At 66.5% G+C, this 14,954-nt stretch carries 11 protein-coding genes and 1 pseudogene; 11 read left to right on the top strand and 1 reads right to left on the bottom strand.

The features are described from left to right. Nucleotides 1-3 precede the first annotated feature (3 nt). From K2R93_19435 to K2R93_19385, 11 genes and pseudogenes are all read left to right on the top strand, one after another. Entirely contained in the window at nt 4-801 is a 798-nt protein-coding gene (locus K2R93_19435) for an RNA methyltransferase (protein MBY0492023.1), read from the top strand. A 7-nt stretch (nt 802-808) separates the two neighbouring features. After that, nucleotides 809-2,014, top strand: a complete 1,206-nt coding sequence (locus tag K2R93_19430) for an aminotransferase class III-fold pyridoxal phosphate-dependent enzyme (GenBank protein MBY0492022.1) — start codon at nt 809-811, stop codon at nt 2,012-2,014. A gap of 16 nt (nt 2,015-2,030) precedes the next feature. Further along, entirely contained in the window at nt 2,031-2,909 is an 879-nt protein-coding gene (locus K2R93_19425; protein MBY0492021.1) for an amidohydrolase, read from the top strand. Next, the gene (locus K2R93_19420; GenBank protein MBY0492020.1) at nt 2,906-3,739 is read left to right on the top strand and encodes a hypothetical protein; all 834 of its coding nucleotides are present in this window, start codon (nt 2,906-2,908) and stop codon (nt 3,737-3,739) included. Before K2R93_19425 ends, K2R93_19420 begins: the two co-directional genes overlap by 4 nt. A 235-nt stretch (nt 3,740-3,974) precedes the next feature. Further along, complete coding sequence (locus K2R93_19415) at nt 3,975-4,658, top strand: cytochrome c family protein (GenBank protein MBY0492019.1); 684 nt, start codon at nt 3,975-3,977, stop codon at nt 4,656-4,658. Nucleotides 4,659-4,677: 19 nt separating this feature from the next. Then, nucleotides 4,678-7,719 (top strand): 4Fe-4S dicluster domain-containing protein, encoded by a 3,042-nt coding sequence (locus K2R93_19410; protein MBY0492018.1) that lies wholly within the window; start codon nt 4,678-4,680, stop codon nt 7,717-7,719. 11 nt (nt 7,720-7,730) lie between these two features. Continuing rightward, nucleotides 7,731-9,125 (top strand): annotated as a pseudogene (gene nrfD, locus K2R93_19405) (polysulfide reductase NrfD). 62 nt (nt 9,126-9,187) lie between these two features. Next, nucleotides 9,188-9,688, top strand: a complete 501-nt coding sequence (locus K2R93_19400; protein MBY0492017.1) for a DUF3341 domain-containing protein — start codon at nt 9,188-9,190, stop codon at nt 9,686-9,688. A 19-nt stretch (nt 9,689-9,707) separates the two neighbouring features. Then, nucleotides 9,708-10,505, top strand: a complete 798-nt coding sequence (locus K2R93_19395) for a cytochrome c (GenBank protein ID MBY0492016.1) — start codon at nt 9,708-9,710, stop codon at nt 10,503-10,505. Further along, entirely contained in the window at nt 10,502-11,833 is a 1,332-nt protein-coding gene (locus K2R93_19390; protein ID MBY0492015.1) for a hypothetical protein, read from the top strand. Before K2R93_19395 ends, K2R93_19390 begins: the two co-directional genes overlap by 4 nt. A 91-nt stretch (nt 11,834-11,924) precedes the next feature. After that, nucleotides 11,925-13,067 carry a sterol desaturase family protein gene (locus K2R93_19385; GenBank protein ID MBY0492014.1) on the top strand — a complete coding sequence of 381 codons (1,143 nt, stop codon included), beginning with the start codon at nt 11,925-11,927 and terminating at the stop codon, nt 13,065-13,067. 31 nt (nt 13,068-13,098) lie between these two features. On the opposite strand, the gene K2R93_19380 is transcribed toward K2R93_19385, so the two are convergent. Then, on the bottom strand, nt 13,099-14,954 hold a 1,856-nt coding region (locus K2R93_19380), incomplete at its 5' end, for a HAMP domain-containing protein (protein MBY0492013.1).

The raw sequence follows: 14,954 nt of genomic DNA, 5'->3' as shown, positions 1-14,954 counted from the left end.
GCCATGTCCGAGAGTCTTTTGCATCAGGTCACGGTCGTGCTATATGAGTCGCAGGACCCCATCAACATCGGCGGCGTCGTCCGCGCGATGAAGAACATGGGCGTCCGCGATCTGCGGCTCATCCGTCCCTGTCCGTACGATCCCAATCGCATCGAGCAGATCGCGCACGACACGCGCGATCTTGCCGAGCGCATTCAGCATTTCGAGACGATCGACGACGCCATCGCCGATTGCGTGTACGTGGTGGGTTTCTCCGGGCGCCCGCAGGCCACGCGCTGGGCGCGGCATACCCCACGGTCCGCCGCTGTGGAGCTGCTCGACCATGCGCCCGAAGGGCGCGTGGCCATCATGTTCGGCCGGGAAGATCACGGGCTGCCGAACGAAGCGATCGATCGGTGCCACGCCGTCGCCACGATTCCCACGACCGAGCACTTCTCGCTCAACGTGGCCCAGGCCTGCCTGCTGGCCCTGTACGAGTTGCATCTCCTCGCTGGCGACGCCACGCGGCGCCTGCAGAAGCCGCGCCACGACAAGGGCGCGCCCACCAAGGAGATGTTCGAACGGACGTTCGAGGACATGCGCCAGGCGCTCGACGCGATCGCCTACTTCAAGACGCGCAACGAAGAACTGATCATGCGCACCATGCGCTCGCTCGTCTTCCGCGCGCAGCCCGATCAGCGCGAACTGCTCATCCTGCGCACCGCGTCCATCGAGGTGTTGCGCACGATCGAGCGCGAGAGCCGCCTTGCCGTGGAGCGCGCGCTGCAGGCGGCGCCCACGGGCACGCCGGCGAGCGAGTAGCGACCGCATGACCGCCGAGTGGCGCGCCCGCGCCGCCCAGCATATTCCCGGTGGCAGTTCCACCGGTAGCAAGCGCCCGGATGCGCTGTACGGCACGCGGGCCAACGACGGTGCCGTACCCACGCACTTTGAACGGGCGCAGGGGTGCACGCTCGAGACGCCCGATGGGCGGCGCTTCATCGATTGCGGGATGGCGCTGGGGGCCGTCGGGATCGGGTATGCCGATCCGCTGGTGACGCGCGCCGTGGTTGCTGCCGCGCAGGCCGGGAACGTGTCGGCACTGCCGCATCGCCTCGAGGTGGACGTGGCGGAGCGGTTGCAGGCGGTGATGCCGAGTGCGGAACAGGTCCGGTTTCTGCGCACCGGCGCCGAGGCGACTGCGGCGGCGGTGCGCATCGCCCGAACGCTCACCGGGCGCGAACGGGTCGTCGCGAGTGGCTACTTCGGATGGCTCGACTGGTGCAGCGACGCGCGCGGCGTCCCGGCGGCGGACCGGGCGCTCATCACGTGGACCCCGTTCGACGATCTGCTGGCGCTCGAACAGGCCGTGGAGCAGGGGCCCGCGCCGGCCGCGATCATCCTTGAACCGCTGGTGCACGATATCGCGAGCCATGCCTGGCTCACCGCCGCGCGTCGGTTGGCCGACCGCGTGGGCGCGGTCTTGATCTTCGATGAGATCAAGACCGCCTTTCGCGTACGGTCCGGTGGCGTCCAGGTGTATCACGACATTGCGCCCGATCTCACGACCATTGGCAAGGCGTTCGCGAACGGGTATCCGCTCGCGGCGGTCTGTGGTCGGCGCGAGGTGATGCGGGCGGCGACCGAGACCTGGATCTCCTCGACGGCCGCCACTGAAAGCACCGGATTGGCCGCGGCACAGGCGGTGCTCGACTGGCACACCCGCACCGATGTCTGCCAGCAGATGGCCATGGCCGGCAGTCGCCTGCAGGAGATCATCGGCGCGTCGCTGGTCGATGCGCCGTGGGTCGGTGTGCGGGTGGATGGACCGCCGATGATGTGGCGGCTCGTCGCCGACGTGGAGGAGCAACTCGACGCCCTCGTCGCCGCCGCGGCGCATCACGGGGTACTGCTCAAGCGCGGTGCCTATCAGTTCGGTGCCGTCGCGCACGACGAGGCGGCACTCGATGAGGTGGCGCGTGCCATGCCCGCCATCATGAACGCGCTCCGGCCCGGCCCGCGCCGGGTCCGCTGATTACCGGGTGAACCAGATGACCGAGCTCCCGACGCCTCCCGTGCTGCTGGGCGGTCCCGATCCGCTGATCGATCCGCATGCACACTTCCACACGCCGTACACCAACCGGGCCGATTGGGCGCGGTACAACGCGTCGCGGCTCACCGATGGCGCCCGGATCGGCATCCGGTGTCACGTCGCCTCCATTCTGGGCTCGTGGGGGCACACGTCGCCGACCTACTTCGCGTCGCCGGCCGATCAGACGCGCGCCAACGACTTTCTATACGATCTGGTGGAGGCGGCCGCGCCACGGGTGAAGGCCTTTGTGGCGGTGAATCCCAACTTCACTGCCCATGCGCTGGCCGAAATCGCGCGCGGCATGGCGCGAGGCGCGGTGGGAATCAAACTCGCCGCCGGCCGTCGGGCCGACGATGCACTGCTCGATGACATCGGCGCCGCCGCGGCGCAATACGGCGTGCCCGTGCTCCAGCACATCTGGCAGCATCGCCGCCGGGACTGGGGCAATCAGGATGCCTCGGATGGTGTGGAGCTCGCGCGTCTCGCGGCCCGCCACCCGACGGTCACGTTCATCCTCGCGCACATCGGCGGTGGGGGCGATTGGGCCCACACCAATCCGGCGGTCCTCGAGCACCCGAACATCGTCATGGATCTCTCCGGCAGCGGGATCGATCGGGGCATGATCGACGAAGCACTACGCTGGGTCGGCGCGTCGCGACTCCTTTGGGCCTCGGATCTCACCCTGTGCACCGGGCTCACCAAACTGCGCGCGCTCGCGTACACCGGTGCATCGGCCGACGAGATCGCTGACATGCGGTGGCGCAATGCCGTGCGGATCTTTCCGGCAGGAACGTTCGACGCGGCACTCCGCATGCCGTTCGCGGAGGTCGCGGCATGACCAGCGCGAGCGCCACGAGCCGAGATCCGCGTCCGGTGGATGTGACCACCTGGATCGGCGGCTATCCGTTCCGCGACATCCCGCATCCGGATCCTGAGGTCCTCGTGCGGGTGCTCGACCGCGAAGGCTTTGGCGGGGGATGGGTTGGCCATCTGCCGGGCGCGTTCCATCGCGATCCGGTGCCGTCCAACCGGACGTTGTACCAGGCGCTCGCGCCGCACCGGGCGTGGCTGCAACCGGCCCCCATGGTGCGTCCGGACTGGCCGCGCTGGCAGCCGATGCTGGCCACGGCCCGGGACGAGGGGGCGCCGGTCATCCGCGCCTACCCGACGCTCTGGGGCCTTGGCGGTGCCGGCGCCCTGAGCGACCTGGCCTACGCCTGCGGCGAGGCCGGCATCGTATTGCATCTCACGGTGCGCTTTGAGGATCTGCGCCAGCGTCATCACCTCGATACGGCCGGCGACCTGACCGCGGCCGTGGTTCGGCATCTCGCGCGCCTGCCGGAGTCCCGCTGCCATCTGGTCGTCGCCGGCGCGGGCCGAGAACTGCTGGAGGAGATCCACTGGGGGCTGACGACCGCCGAGCAGGCGCGGGTCTGGTATGACTGGCACTGGCTCTGGGGCCCGCCCGAAGACCACTTCGCGCACCTGCTCCGCACGGTGGGCGCCGAGCGGCTGGCGTGGAGCAGCTGGTGGCCGCTCCGTCTCACCCAGCAGGCCCGCGCGCTGGTCGATCTGCTCCCGGCCGATCTCACGAGCGATCCGCTGCCCTTCGCCGATGGGCGGTCGATTGCCGCGGTGGCGCAGGCGGCCGCGCCGGCGACGCGCTGACCCCCCGCAAAAATTTGCCGGGAACCACAGGACTTTCTGTCCGTTCTTGCTCTGGGCGCGAAGGTCCGTGACAGTACCAAGGACGTTGTACTAGTTGCACTTGCGTACAAATTCGGGGCTGGCGATACTTCGCGCTTGCAAAAAACGCGTTGACAGCGACTTACGAGGCTGAGACCGCTCGTTCCACCGGGTATGGGACTGAGTATGGCGCACCTCGGGCGTTTCGCCCCTCACGATGCCCCTCGCATCGCGTGTGTCGCCGTACAGCACGGCCCCTCACGCCTTCCCGGCCCCCAAGTCGATGACGGTCAAGAAGAAGTGGACGGTGATCCCCGGGTTCCTTGCACTCGCGGCGGCGGCAGGTCTCCTGTCGGCGTACAGCGGTGCGTCGACGTCGCAGGGTGCGCGCGTCGAGCAGCCCGTCAAGTTCGTCCATGCGCCTCACGTGGCGAAGGCAGGCATGAACTGCCTCTACTGCCACAGCGCCGCCAATAAGTCCCCTGATCCGGGCAACGCGTCGGTTTCGACGTGCATGGGCTGTCACCTCATCGTGAAGGGCCAGTCGGCCCAGATCAAGAAGGTGGCCGAGTACTACAACAAGGGACTGCCGATTCCGTGGAATCGCGTCCACAAGGTGCCGGACTACGTCCAGTTCCCGCACATGCGCCACGTCAATGCCGGGGTGACCTGCCAGACGTGCCATGGCAAGATCCAGGAGCAGGGCGCGCAGGGGCCGGACACGAACTACGTGCCCGTGCAGCAGGTGAACTCGCTCAACATGGGCTGGTGCATCAACTGTCACGTGAACGGCTACAAGCCGGCCGAAGGGGCGCGTCTCGCGGGCCAGAAGGTCACGCCCGAGCTCGAAGCGATGCCCGCGAAGAAGGCGCGTTATGACTGCGCCGTCTGCCACTACTGATCATCGACCCTCCATCACGATGAGCACAGAAGCGGGGACCGGCGTCAAGCGCCGCGAATTCCTCAAGATCCTCGGCGCCACGGGCGCCACGACGGCCGTGGTGGGCTGCTCCTCCGAAAAGGTGGGGAAGCTCATTCCGTACGTCGCGTCGCCGGACAACACCGTGCCCGGCGTGTCGCAGTACTACGCGACCACCTGCCGTGAATGCGCCACCGGCTGCGGCGTGCTCGCCGAAGTCCGCGATGGTCGCCCCATCAAGCTCGAAGGCAATCCTGAGCATCCGATGAACCGTGGCGCCATCTGCGCGACCGGTCTGTCGGCGGTGCAGGGGCTCTACAATCCCGATCGCTATCGCTCGCCGATGGTGCGCGAGGGCAATGCCCTCAAGCCCACGACGTGGGAAAAGGCGCTCGGGTTGCTCGCGCAGAAGCTGGGCGAGGTGAAGAGCAAGGGGCAGGCCGGCAACGTCGTGTTCGTGAATCAGCACGAGAGCGGCACGTTCCCGGGCTTCCTCGATGCGTGGCTTGGCGCGCAGGGCATGCCGGCGGCGCTCAGCGTCGACAGCACCGCGCCGCTCGCGACCATCGCCGCCAACCAGAAGGCGTACGGCGCCGCCTGGCCCGCCCTCGACTTTGGCGCGGCCAAGCTCGTCGTGAGCTTCGGCGCCGACTTCCTCGATGGCTGGGGCCATGGCGTGCCGCAGCAGCTCGACTGGGCCGATGCGCGCTCCAAGTACGACACCGCGCCGCGTCTGGTCTATGTCGGTGCGCGGCGCTCGCTCACCGGTCTCAACGCCGATCAGTGGATCGCGGCGAAGCCGGGCAGCGAGATGGCCATCTGCAACTTCCTGAACGGCACGGGCGACGCGAAGACGGCGTCCGATGCGTCGGGCGTGCCGGCCGCCACGATCGAGGCGCTGGCCGCCGCGATCAAGGCCGCGGGTTCGGGGGTGATGGCGATCTGTGGCGTGACCGGCGCCGACGCCGTGGAGTGCGGCGTGATGGTGGCCGACATCAACAAGAAGGCGGGCTCGGTCGGCACCACGATCAAGCCGGCGGCGGGCCATCAGGGGTACAACGGCCTGTCGTCGTACGCCGATCTGGCGGCGGCGGTGCAGAAGATGGGCGCCGGCAGCGTGCCCCTCGCGTTCGTGCGCGGCGCCAACCCGGCGCACACGATGCCCAAGTCGGCGGGCTTCGCGGCGGCGTTTGCGAAGGTCGGCTTCAAGGTTTCCTTCTCGCAGGTCCCCGACGAAACGTCGCAGCTCTGCGACCTCGTCCTCCCCGACAACCACTGGCTCGAGAGCTGGGGTGACGCGGTGACGACGAGCGGCCAGCTCGGCCTGCAGCAGCCGACGCTTGAGCCGGTGTTCGATACGAAGGCCACGACCGATGTGCTCATCGAGCTGGCCAAGAAGGATCAGGCGCTGGCGGCGAAGTACAACGTCGCCGACTACCGCACCTGGTACATCAGCAAGTTCCCGGGCGGCGGCGCGGCATATGCCAAGGCGCTGACGCAGGCCACCGTGAGCGGCGCGCCGCTCATGGCCACCACGGCCCGCACGCTGAGCGCCACCGCGGCGCCGGCGCCCGCCGGTCAGGGCGACTTCTTCGTCCACGTCTCGTTCAGCCCCACGCTGGGCGACGGCACGGGCGCGAACAAGCCGTGGCTCCAGGAACTCCCGGATCCCGTCACGAAGATCTGCTGGCAGTCGTGGGTGGAAGTGCACCCGTCGACCGCCAAGAAGCTCGGTATCAAGGAAGGCACGCACCTCACGGTGGAGACGGCGGCGGGCAAGATCACCGCGCCGGCCTACATCTACATGGGCGTGCGTCCGGACACGGTCGCGGTGTCGCTCGGCCAGGGTCACACGGCGTACGGCCGCTTCGCGCAGAACATCGGCGTGAACGCGTACGACCTCGTGCCGGCTGGATTCGATGCGGCGGGTGGTCTCATCCTCGGTGGCCTCAAGGGCAAGGTCACGGTGAGCGAAGACAGCTCGCCGCTGGTCACGACCGAAGGCTCGGCGCGTCAGCACGGCCGCGGTATCGGTCAGGCGATTCCGATCGGGGTGCTCCTCGGCACTGAAAAGGAAGAGGAAGAGCACGAGCACGCGATTCCGGGCCTGCCGTCGCAGGACTTCCAGACGGGCCTCAAGTCGCCGGTGGCCGCCGACGCGCAGGGTGAGTTCGCGAACCCGGAAGCGAAGGACAAGGGCATGTACGCCCCCGACCACGTGCAGAAGATGGAGAAGCGCCGCTGGGCGATGACCATCGACCTCGCGCGCTGCACCGGGTGCTCGGCCTGCGTCACGGCCTGCTACAGCGAGAACAACATCCCGACGGTTGGCGCCCCGTACCAGGGTCGCGCCCTCAGCCCCACGCAGTGGGATGAGCGTCCGGGTGCGAACATCATCAAGGGCCGCGAAATGTCGTGGCTCCGCCTCGAGCGCTACTACGAAGGCAACGAGAACACGGAGAACGAGTTCTCGCCCGACTTCGACACGCGCTTCGTGCCGATGATGTGTCAGCATTGCGGCAACGCGCCCTGCGAGCCGGTGTGCCCCGTGTACGCCACGTATCACTCGCCGGACGGCCTCAACGTGCAGGTCTACAACCGCTGCGTCGGCACGCGCTACTGCAGCAACAACTGCCCGTACAAGGTCCGCTACTTCAACTGGTTCGGCTACGGTGAGCCGGCCCGCCGCCAGTACGCGTGGCCGGAGCCGATGCACTGGTCGCTCAATCCCGACGTCACCGTGCGTGGCAAGGGCGTCATGGAGAAGTGTACGTTCTGCGTGCAGCGCATCCGTGAAGCCGAGCACCGTGCGCGCGCCGAAGGGCGTGAGGTCAATGCCGACGAGTTCACGACAGCCTGCGCGCAGGCCTGTCCGTCGCGCGCCATCGTCTTCGGTGACGCGGCCGACGAGAACTGGACGGTCGCAAAGCTCGCCTATGACCGCCGCGCCTACCACGTGTTCGAGGAGCTGAACACGTACACGGCCGTGGTCTATCTCAAGAAGGTCAACTATCCGGCGCCGGCTGCACCGGCGAAGGCCTGAGGACAGCGCGCATGGCATCCGTCGCACATCCGGTGCGGGAGGGGATCCGTGGGCCGAACATCGCGTCGGCCGACGTCCAGCTTCCGGCAGTCCGTGATTACGAGCAGGTCGATCGCGATATCATCGCGACGCTCGGCTTTACCAAGAAGTGGTTCCTGGGCCTGAGCATCGCGGTCATCGCGATGCTCTGCGGCGCCTCGGCCTGGATGTACCAGATCTATTGGGGGCTGGGTCAGGCCGGTTACGAACCGCCGGTGATGTGGGGTAACTACATCATCACGTTCGTTTTCTGGGTCGGTATCGGCCACGCCGGTACGCTCATCTCGGCGATTCTGTACCTCTTCCGCGCCGGCTTCCGTACCTCGATCTACCGCGCCGCTGAGGCGATGACGGTGTTCGCGGTTATGACGGCCGGTCTGTTCCCGATCATTCACATCGGGCGCCCGTGGAAGTTCTTCTGGTTGCTCCCGTATCCGAACTGGCGTCTGCTGTTCCCGAACTTCAAGTCGCCGCTCGTGTGGGACGTCTTTGCCATCTCGACGTACCTCACGATCTCCACGACGTTCTTGTTCATCGGCTTGATCCCCGACTTCGCGGTGCTCCGCGACAAGGAGACCAACCCGACGCGCAAGCGGATCTACAGCATCCTCTCGCTCGGCTGGCGCAACAGCGATCGCGAATGGCGTCACTTCGCGAAGGCGTACCTGTTCCTCGCCGCCTTCTCGACGCCGCTCGTGCTCTCCGTGCACTCGGTCGTTAGCTTCGACTTCGCCATGGCGCTCACGCCGGGCTGGCACGCCTCGATCTTCCCGCCGTACTTCGTCGCCGGCGCCATCTTCTCCGGCTTCGCCATGGTGTGGACCATCGCGATCCCGATGCGGAAGTGGTTCAAGCTCGAGCACTACATCACGCTCAACCACCTCGACGCCACGGCCAAGGTCGTGCTCTTCACCTCGATGGTGGTCGGCTGCGCGTACCTGATTGAGTTCTTCATCGCCTGGTACAGCGGTGTCCGTCCGGAGCAGGAGTTCTTCTGGAACCGCGTGTTCGGCCAGTGGTGGTGGGCCGCGTGGATCATGCTCCTGTGCAACATGGCGCTGCCCATGTCGCTCTGGTCGCAGAAGCTCCGCCGCAATCCGACGTGGCTGTTCGTCCTGTCGCTGTTCATCAACCTCGGCATGTGGTTCGAGCGCTTCGTCATCGTGGTGCCGTCGCTCTCCCACGAGTTCGAGCCGTGGCAGTGGGGCAGCTACACGCCCAGCTGGATTGACATGGCGTTCCTCGTTGGCTCGTTCGGCTGGTTCTTCATGTGGTTCCTGCTCTTCGTGAAGCAGATGCCCGTGATGGCCATCATGGAGCTCAAGGAAATCGTCATCCCACGCACCAAGCACGCGCATCATGGGCATGGCGTGGATACGGCCGGCCACCACATGCCGTACGGGATCGAAACGCCGGGGGAGAACGACTGATGCAAGGTGTACTCGGTGTATTCCATCACCTCGACACGACCGTTGAGGCGATCGAGGACCTCAAGAAGAAGCGGTTGGGCGATGTCACGGTGTACTCGCCCACCATCCGCCATGAGCTGGAGGATGCCATCGCGGCGCCCGTCAGCGTGGTCCGCCGCTTCACGCTCATCGGCGGTCTCCTCGGCGTGAGCTTCGGCTACTGGGTCGCGGTGTGGTCGTCGAACTACTGGCCGCTGGTCACCGGCGGCAAGGCGATCGCCTCCTGGATCCCGTACACGATCATCGGCTTCGAGGTGATGGTGCTCGTCGGCGCCCTCTCCACGGTGGCCGGCATGTTCATCAACTCGCGCGTCCCGCGTCTCACCAGCACGACCGGGTACGACGACCGCTTCTCCGCCGGGCACTTCGGCGTCTTCGTCGCCTGCGACGCGAACACCGCGTCGAAGGCCGAGGAACTCCTGCGCCAGCACGGCGCGGAGGAGGTGCGGCGTGAAGCGTAAGCCTGCATCCACTTCTGTCATGATGCCTGCCGTGTCCCGCGCCCTGCGCGCGGCGGCGGTGGTCACGCTGCCGGTCGCCTTCGGCGCCTGCTCGTGGTTCACCGACTTCAAGCGCCAGCCTTCGATCGAGCCGTGGGAACCGGTGTCGCAGAGCGATGCCGACTCCACCACGCCGCCGCGCGGGCAGCCGAAGTACAGTGTGCCCATTCAGGGCGTCACGGTGGCGGCCTGGCAGATCGGCTATCAGCCGCTCCCCACGGTCATCGACTCCTTCACGCCGATCCCGAACCCGACGCCCAGCTCGGAGGCGTCGCTCGCGAATGGCAAGAAGTACTACCAGATCAACTGCGCCGTCTGCCACGGCGCGGCGGGTGATGCCAACGGTGGCCTGAAGAAGGTCAATCCGGCCTACGGCTTCGCGCCGAGCCTGATGACGGAGTCGGCGAAGGGTCGCTCCGACGGCTACATCTGGGGCGTGATGCGCAATGGCCGCGGCGTCATGCCGAGCTACAACCGCATCGAAGAGCACGATCGCTGGGATGTCGTGAACTACGTGCGCGCGCTGCAGAAGGGCACGGCCGACACGACGCTCATCGGGTACCCGGGCCAGAACGGCACCACGGTGCCGGGGCCGACGCTCACCGCGCCGACCAAGCCGGCCCCGTACCTCAAGCCCACGCAGCAGCCCACCCCGGGGTCGCCGAACATCAATTCCGGCACCTTCAAGGGGCTCAACGAGCGCGACAAGATGCGCGAACTCCATGGCTCGTCGCACGAAGCCAAGGGTGGCGCTGAGAGCAAGGAGAAGCACGAGTGAGCCAGCACTACCACTACCCGTCGCGCGAGGAATTCGCCAAGCGCCTGCAGGGCAAGACGGTGCCGGGCGGCATCAAGACCGCCGCCCTCATCGCTGCCCTTGTCGGTCTCGGCGTGTTCATCATGGGGCTCTTCTCGAACCCCGATCGCGCCTGGCAGGCGCTCCAGTACAACTGGACGTACTTCGCCGTCATCTCCACCGCTGGCGCCGCGTTCGCGTCGGTCCAGCGCATCGTGACGGCGCGCTGGTCGCGTCCGATCGTCCGCTTCGCCGAGGGCTTCTACGCCTTCGTGCCGGTGGCGTTCATCATCCTGGTCGCCATGCTGCTCTTCAGCGGCGATCACATCTACACCTTCCGCGGCCGTGAGGCGATCCCGTCGGCGGAGAAGGCCACCTACCTCAGCAACGGCTTCTTCGTGCTGCGTGGCCTCTTCTTCTTCGGCGCCATCACGATCCTGCAGGGCCTGTTCGTCTGGAACTCCGTCAAGATGGATGTGGCGGTGTTGCCGGAAGGCGGCGCCAAGTGGGCGGCGGGGCTGCGCGCCAAGATGCGCGCCGCCTGGTCGGGCGATGAGCGTCGCGAGCTGCACAACCAGCACTCCACGCAGGGGAAGCTCGCCGTCGCGGTGTGCATGGCGTTCGTGATCGGCTGGTGCTTCATGGCGTGGGACTACTCCATGAGCATCTCGCTGCACTTCCAGCAGACGATGTACGCCTGGATTGTCTTCATGACCGGGTGGGTCAACATGGTCATGCTGCTGTCGCTCCTCACCATGTGGTGGCGCAATCAGCTCGACATGAAGGACGTGGCGACCATGGACCAGCTGTGGGACCTGGGCAAGCTCGGCTTCGCCTTCACGGCGTTCGTCGGCTACATCAGCTTCTCGCAGTACCTGGTGATCTGGTACGGCAACATGCCGGAAGAAACGCACTTCTATCGCCTGCGGCTCTCGGGCGTGTGGAAGCCGGTCACGCAGCTCATCCCGATCTTCGGCTTCGTGCTGCCGTTCTTCGGCCTGATCTCGAAGGCCGCCAAGATGTATCTGCCGACGTTCGTGCTCTTCGCGATCTGCAGCCTGATCGGCGTGTACCTCCACCGCTACATCGAGATCTACCCGAGCATCTACGGTGAGGCCACCAGCCTCCCGTTCGGGCTCCAGGAGATCGGTACCACGATCGGCTTCATCGGTCTCTGGGCGTTCTGCTACTTCAGCTTCATGGATGCCTTCCCGAAGATGCGCGTGTTCATGATGACGACGCCCTACCGCGACGAAGTGCAGGTCCCGGTGGACGTGAAGACGATGGAACCGCTGCCCGCCCACGAGTAGTCGGCTTCGCAGGACAGCGTTCGAGGTTCGGGACAACCCACGAAGATCATCGCGATCTTCGTGGGTTGTCTTGCTTCAGCCCCCCTTCCGCATGACACTCGACGATCAGGTCGCACGGCTCTTCGACGACAATGAGTCGACCGCCATCGGCTCCGGCTGGTTGAGCGGTACGGTCTCGGTCTTTCTGGGGGCGCTCTCAATCGGCGCGGTCGCGTGCTTCTACTGGCCGGCGCTGCTGACGAGCCCCGACGTGCGGGCCATGTTGCCAATGCCCGCCGTTCGCACGCTGCTGCAGGTGGTCATCGGTCTCGCCTTTCTCTTCGGACTGATCAGCGCCCTCTTGCGCCAGCGAAAAGTGCTCGGCCTGACCGGCATGGGCTGCGCGCTGATCGCGGGGCTCGCCGGAGGGGGCAACATTCCGGTGGATGGCGCGGTGCCCAAGGTGCCCGTGTATCTCGGGCTCGATTGGTTTCTCCTCAACATCCTGCTGCTCGCGGTGCTGTTCATCCCGCTCGAGCGCCTCTGGCCGCTGCGCCCGCAGTCGGTCTTTCGGCCCCAGTGGACCACGGATGTGCTCTACTTCTTCGTGAGCCATCTGCTGGTGCAGCTCTCCACGCTGCTCACGCTCATGCCATCGCAGGTGCTCTTCGCATGGGCGGTGCATCCCGCCGTTCAGGGCGCCATACGGTCACAGCCGGGCGCGCTGCAGTTTCTCGAATGCGCCATCGTGGCCGACCTCGCCGAATACACGGTGCATCGGATCTTTCACACCACGCGGTGGCTGTGGCCCTTTCATGCCGTGCACCATTCCTCGACCAGCATGGACTGGATTGCGGGCTCTCGGTTGCACGTGCTCGATGTCGTCCTCACTCGCGGCATCACGTTCGTGCCGCTGTTCGTGCTCGGTTTCGACACCGGCCCGCTCTACGCGTACCTCGTCTTTGTCTCGGTCCACGCGGTGTTCATTCACGCCAACGTGTCGTGGCGCTTTCCGCGCTGGGTCGAAGCGTGCGTCGTCACGCCGCGCTTCCACCACTGGCATCACGCGATTGAACACGAAGCGATCGATCGCAACTTCGCCGTGCACTTTCCCTGGATCGATCGCTTCTTTGGGACCTACTATGGCCCCGACGGCCAGTGGCCGAGCGGGTATGGCATTGAGGGCCATCCGGTGCCGGATGGATTCGGCCGGCAGCTCGTGTATCCCCTGCGACCGCCGCGCTCGCAGCCGTAGCCGGTCAGCGAGTCACGGCGGTCCGCCCTCGTCAGAAGTCCGCCAATCCGGCGTCATCTGTCTGGTCCCCGCCGGTGACCTGGGTGGAGGCGAAGACATCTGCACGGCGTCCGGACGCGGCCATCACGGGCAGGCGGTCGCCGCGCGCGGCGCGCCCACTCGAAGCCGCCATACGTCGCGGCGGTGTGGTCGCCTGCGCCTTGCCGCCGCGCGCCGCTGAGGCGGCAAGCCGGGCCGTGCTGCCCGGCGAGGTATTCGTAATCTCGAACTCGGCGACCATTGCCCGGAGCTGCCCCGATTGGCCCGCCAGCTCCTCGGATGCGCTCGCCGACTCCTCGGCATTGGCTGCGACCTGTTGCGTGACCTCGTTGAGCTCGGTGACGGCGCGGTTGATCTGGCGCACGCCCTCACTCTGCTGCTCGCCGGCGCTCGCGATATGCGACACGGCCTCGTTGACCTGGCGTACCTGATGGTTGATCTCGTGCAGGCGCTGCAGGACCTCGCTGTTGAGCGCGACGCCCCGTTGCGTGTTGGACACGGAATCCTCGATGAGGGCCGTCGTATTCTTGGCCGCTTCGGCGCTGCGGATGGCAAGGCTCCGGACCTCCTCGGCCACGACCGCAAACCCCTTTCCGGCATCGCCGGCACGCGCGGCTTCCACCGCGGCGTTCAGGGCGAGCAGGTTCGTCTGGAACGCGATTTCATCAATGGTCTTGACGATGCGGGCGGTCTGGTCGCTGGACTGCTTGATCTTGTCGATCGCGTCGGTCAACCGCTCCATGCTCGCGGTTCCCTGCGCGACGGAGTCGCGCGTGCTCTCGGCCAGCGCCCGCGCGTCCCGGGCGCTATGCGCCGTCTGCACGGTGGACGACGTCATCTCCTGAAGGCTGCCGGAGATCTGCTCCAGCGCCGCGGCCTGCTCCGACGAGCCTTGGGCCAGTGCCTGACTGCCGGAGGCGATCTGCTCGCCAGCCGATGCGACCTGCTCGGCGGCGAGGTTCACCTGCAGCATTGCCTGGTTGAGCGTATCTGCGGCGGTATTGATGCTGTGCTTGATCAGGGCGAAGTCGCCGGCATAATCGCCGTTCATGCGAACGGTGAGATTTCGCGCCGCGATCTTCTCCAACACGCTGGACGCTTCCGTGATCGGCTGCACCACCGCGTCGAGCGTGTCGTTGATCCCCTGCACGAGTTCGCGATAGGCACCGGTGAACTTCGTCGCCTCGCCGCGCGTGTTGAGGCGGCCAGCCTTCGCCGCAATGACCAGGGCGCTGGTCTCGCTGATCATCCCGTGAATGGCCGAGCGGAGCGCAATGAACGCCTGGCCGAGGGTATCCTTGTCGCTCCGCGCCTGCATCTGTACCGACAGATCGCCGGCGCTGATCGCGGCCGCGCCCTGCGCCATGCGCTGCTGCGCGTGCACCATGTCCGTGAACGACCGCGCCAGATCGCCGATTTCATCGCGGCTGGCGACATCAACGGTAATGTCGAGCTCACCCCGCGCGAGTGCTTGTGAGGCGGTTGTCAGGGCAGTGACCGGGCGAGCAATCATCCGGGCGACCAACACGGCCATGACAAGTCCCAGCAGCACGCTGCCGACGATGATCGCGATCAGCGTCCAGCGGCTGTTGGCATAGACCACGTCGCCGTATGCGCTCGCGTCTTGCCCTCCCTTCCGATTCAGGTCGACCAGCGAATCGAGTTCAAGGGAGGCTTGATCGAAGAGCGCCCGACCTGTGCCGGCGAGCAGTGCGCGAGCTTCGTCCGTGCGATTGGCGCGTGACAGCGGCTGTACCTGGTTCCACACGGCCTGAAGCGCCCCGGGTTTGATGGAGGCTCCCCGCTTTGAGAGATTGGGAGCATGGCACGAGACAAAGGGATTGGTCG

The organism is Gemmatimonadaceae bacterium, assembly GCA_019752115.1.
Lineage (GTDB): Bacteria > Gemmatimonadota > Gemmatimonadetes > Gemmatimonadales > Gemmatimonadaceae > Gemmatimonas.
Note: the sequence above shows the minus strand (reverse complement) of the source record. Positions and strands in the feature narration are given on the sequence as shown.

Bases quoted from the DNA above. Each gene is read 5' to 3' on its own strand.
- K2R93_19435 (MBY0492023.1), top strand. From the start codon at position 4: ATGTCCGAGAGTCTTTTGCATCAGGTCACGGTCGTGCTATATGAGTCG.
- K2R93_19430 (MBY0492022.1), top strand. From the start codon at position 809: ATGACCGCCGAGTGGCGCGCCCGCGCCGCCCAGCATATTCCCGGTGGC.
- K2R93_19425 (MBY0492021.1), top strand. From the start codon at position 2,031: ATGACCGAGCTCCCGACGCCTCCCGTGCTGCTGGGCGGTCCCGATCCG.
- K2R93_19420 (MBY0492020.1), top strand. From the start codon at position 2,906: ATGACCAGCGCGAGCGCCACGAGCCGAGATCCGCGTCCGGTGGATGTG.
- K2R93_19415 (MBY0492019.1), top strand. From the start codon at position 3,975: ATGCCCCTCGCATCGCGTGTGTCGCCGTACAGCACGGCCCCTCACGCC.
- K2R93_19410 (MBY0492018.1), top strand. From the start codon at position 4,678: ATGAGCACAGAAGCGGGGACCGGCGTCAAGCGCCGCGAATTCCTCAAG.
- K2R93_19400 (MBY0492017.1), top strand. From the start codon at position 9,188: ATGCAAGGTGTACTCGGTGTATTCCATCACCTCGACACGACCGTTGAG.
- K2R93_19395 (MBY0492016.1), top strand. From the start codon at position 9,708: ATGATGCCTGCCGTGTCCCGCGCCCTGCGCGCGGCGGCGGTGGTCACG.
- K2R93_19385 (MBY0492014.1), top strand. From the start codon at position 11,925: ATGACACTCGACGATCAGGTCGCACGGCTCTTCGACGACAATGAGTCG.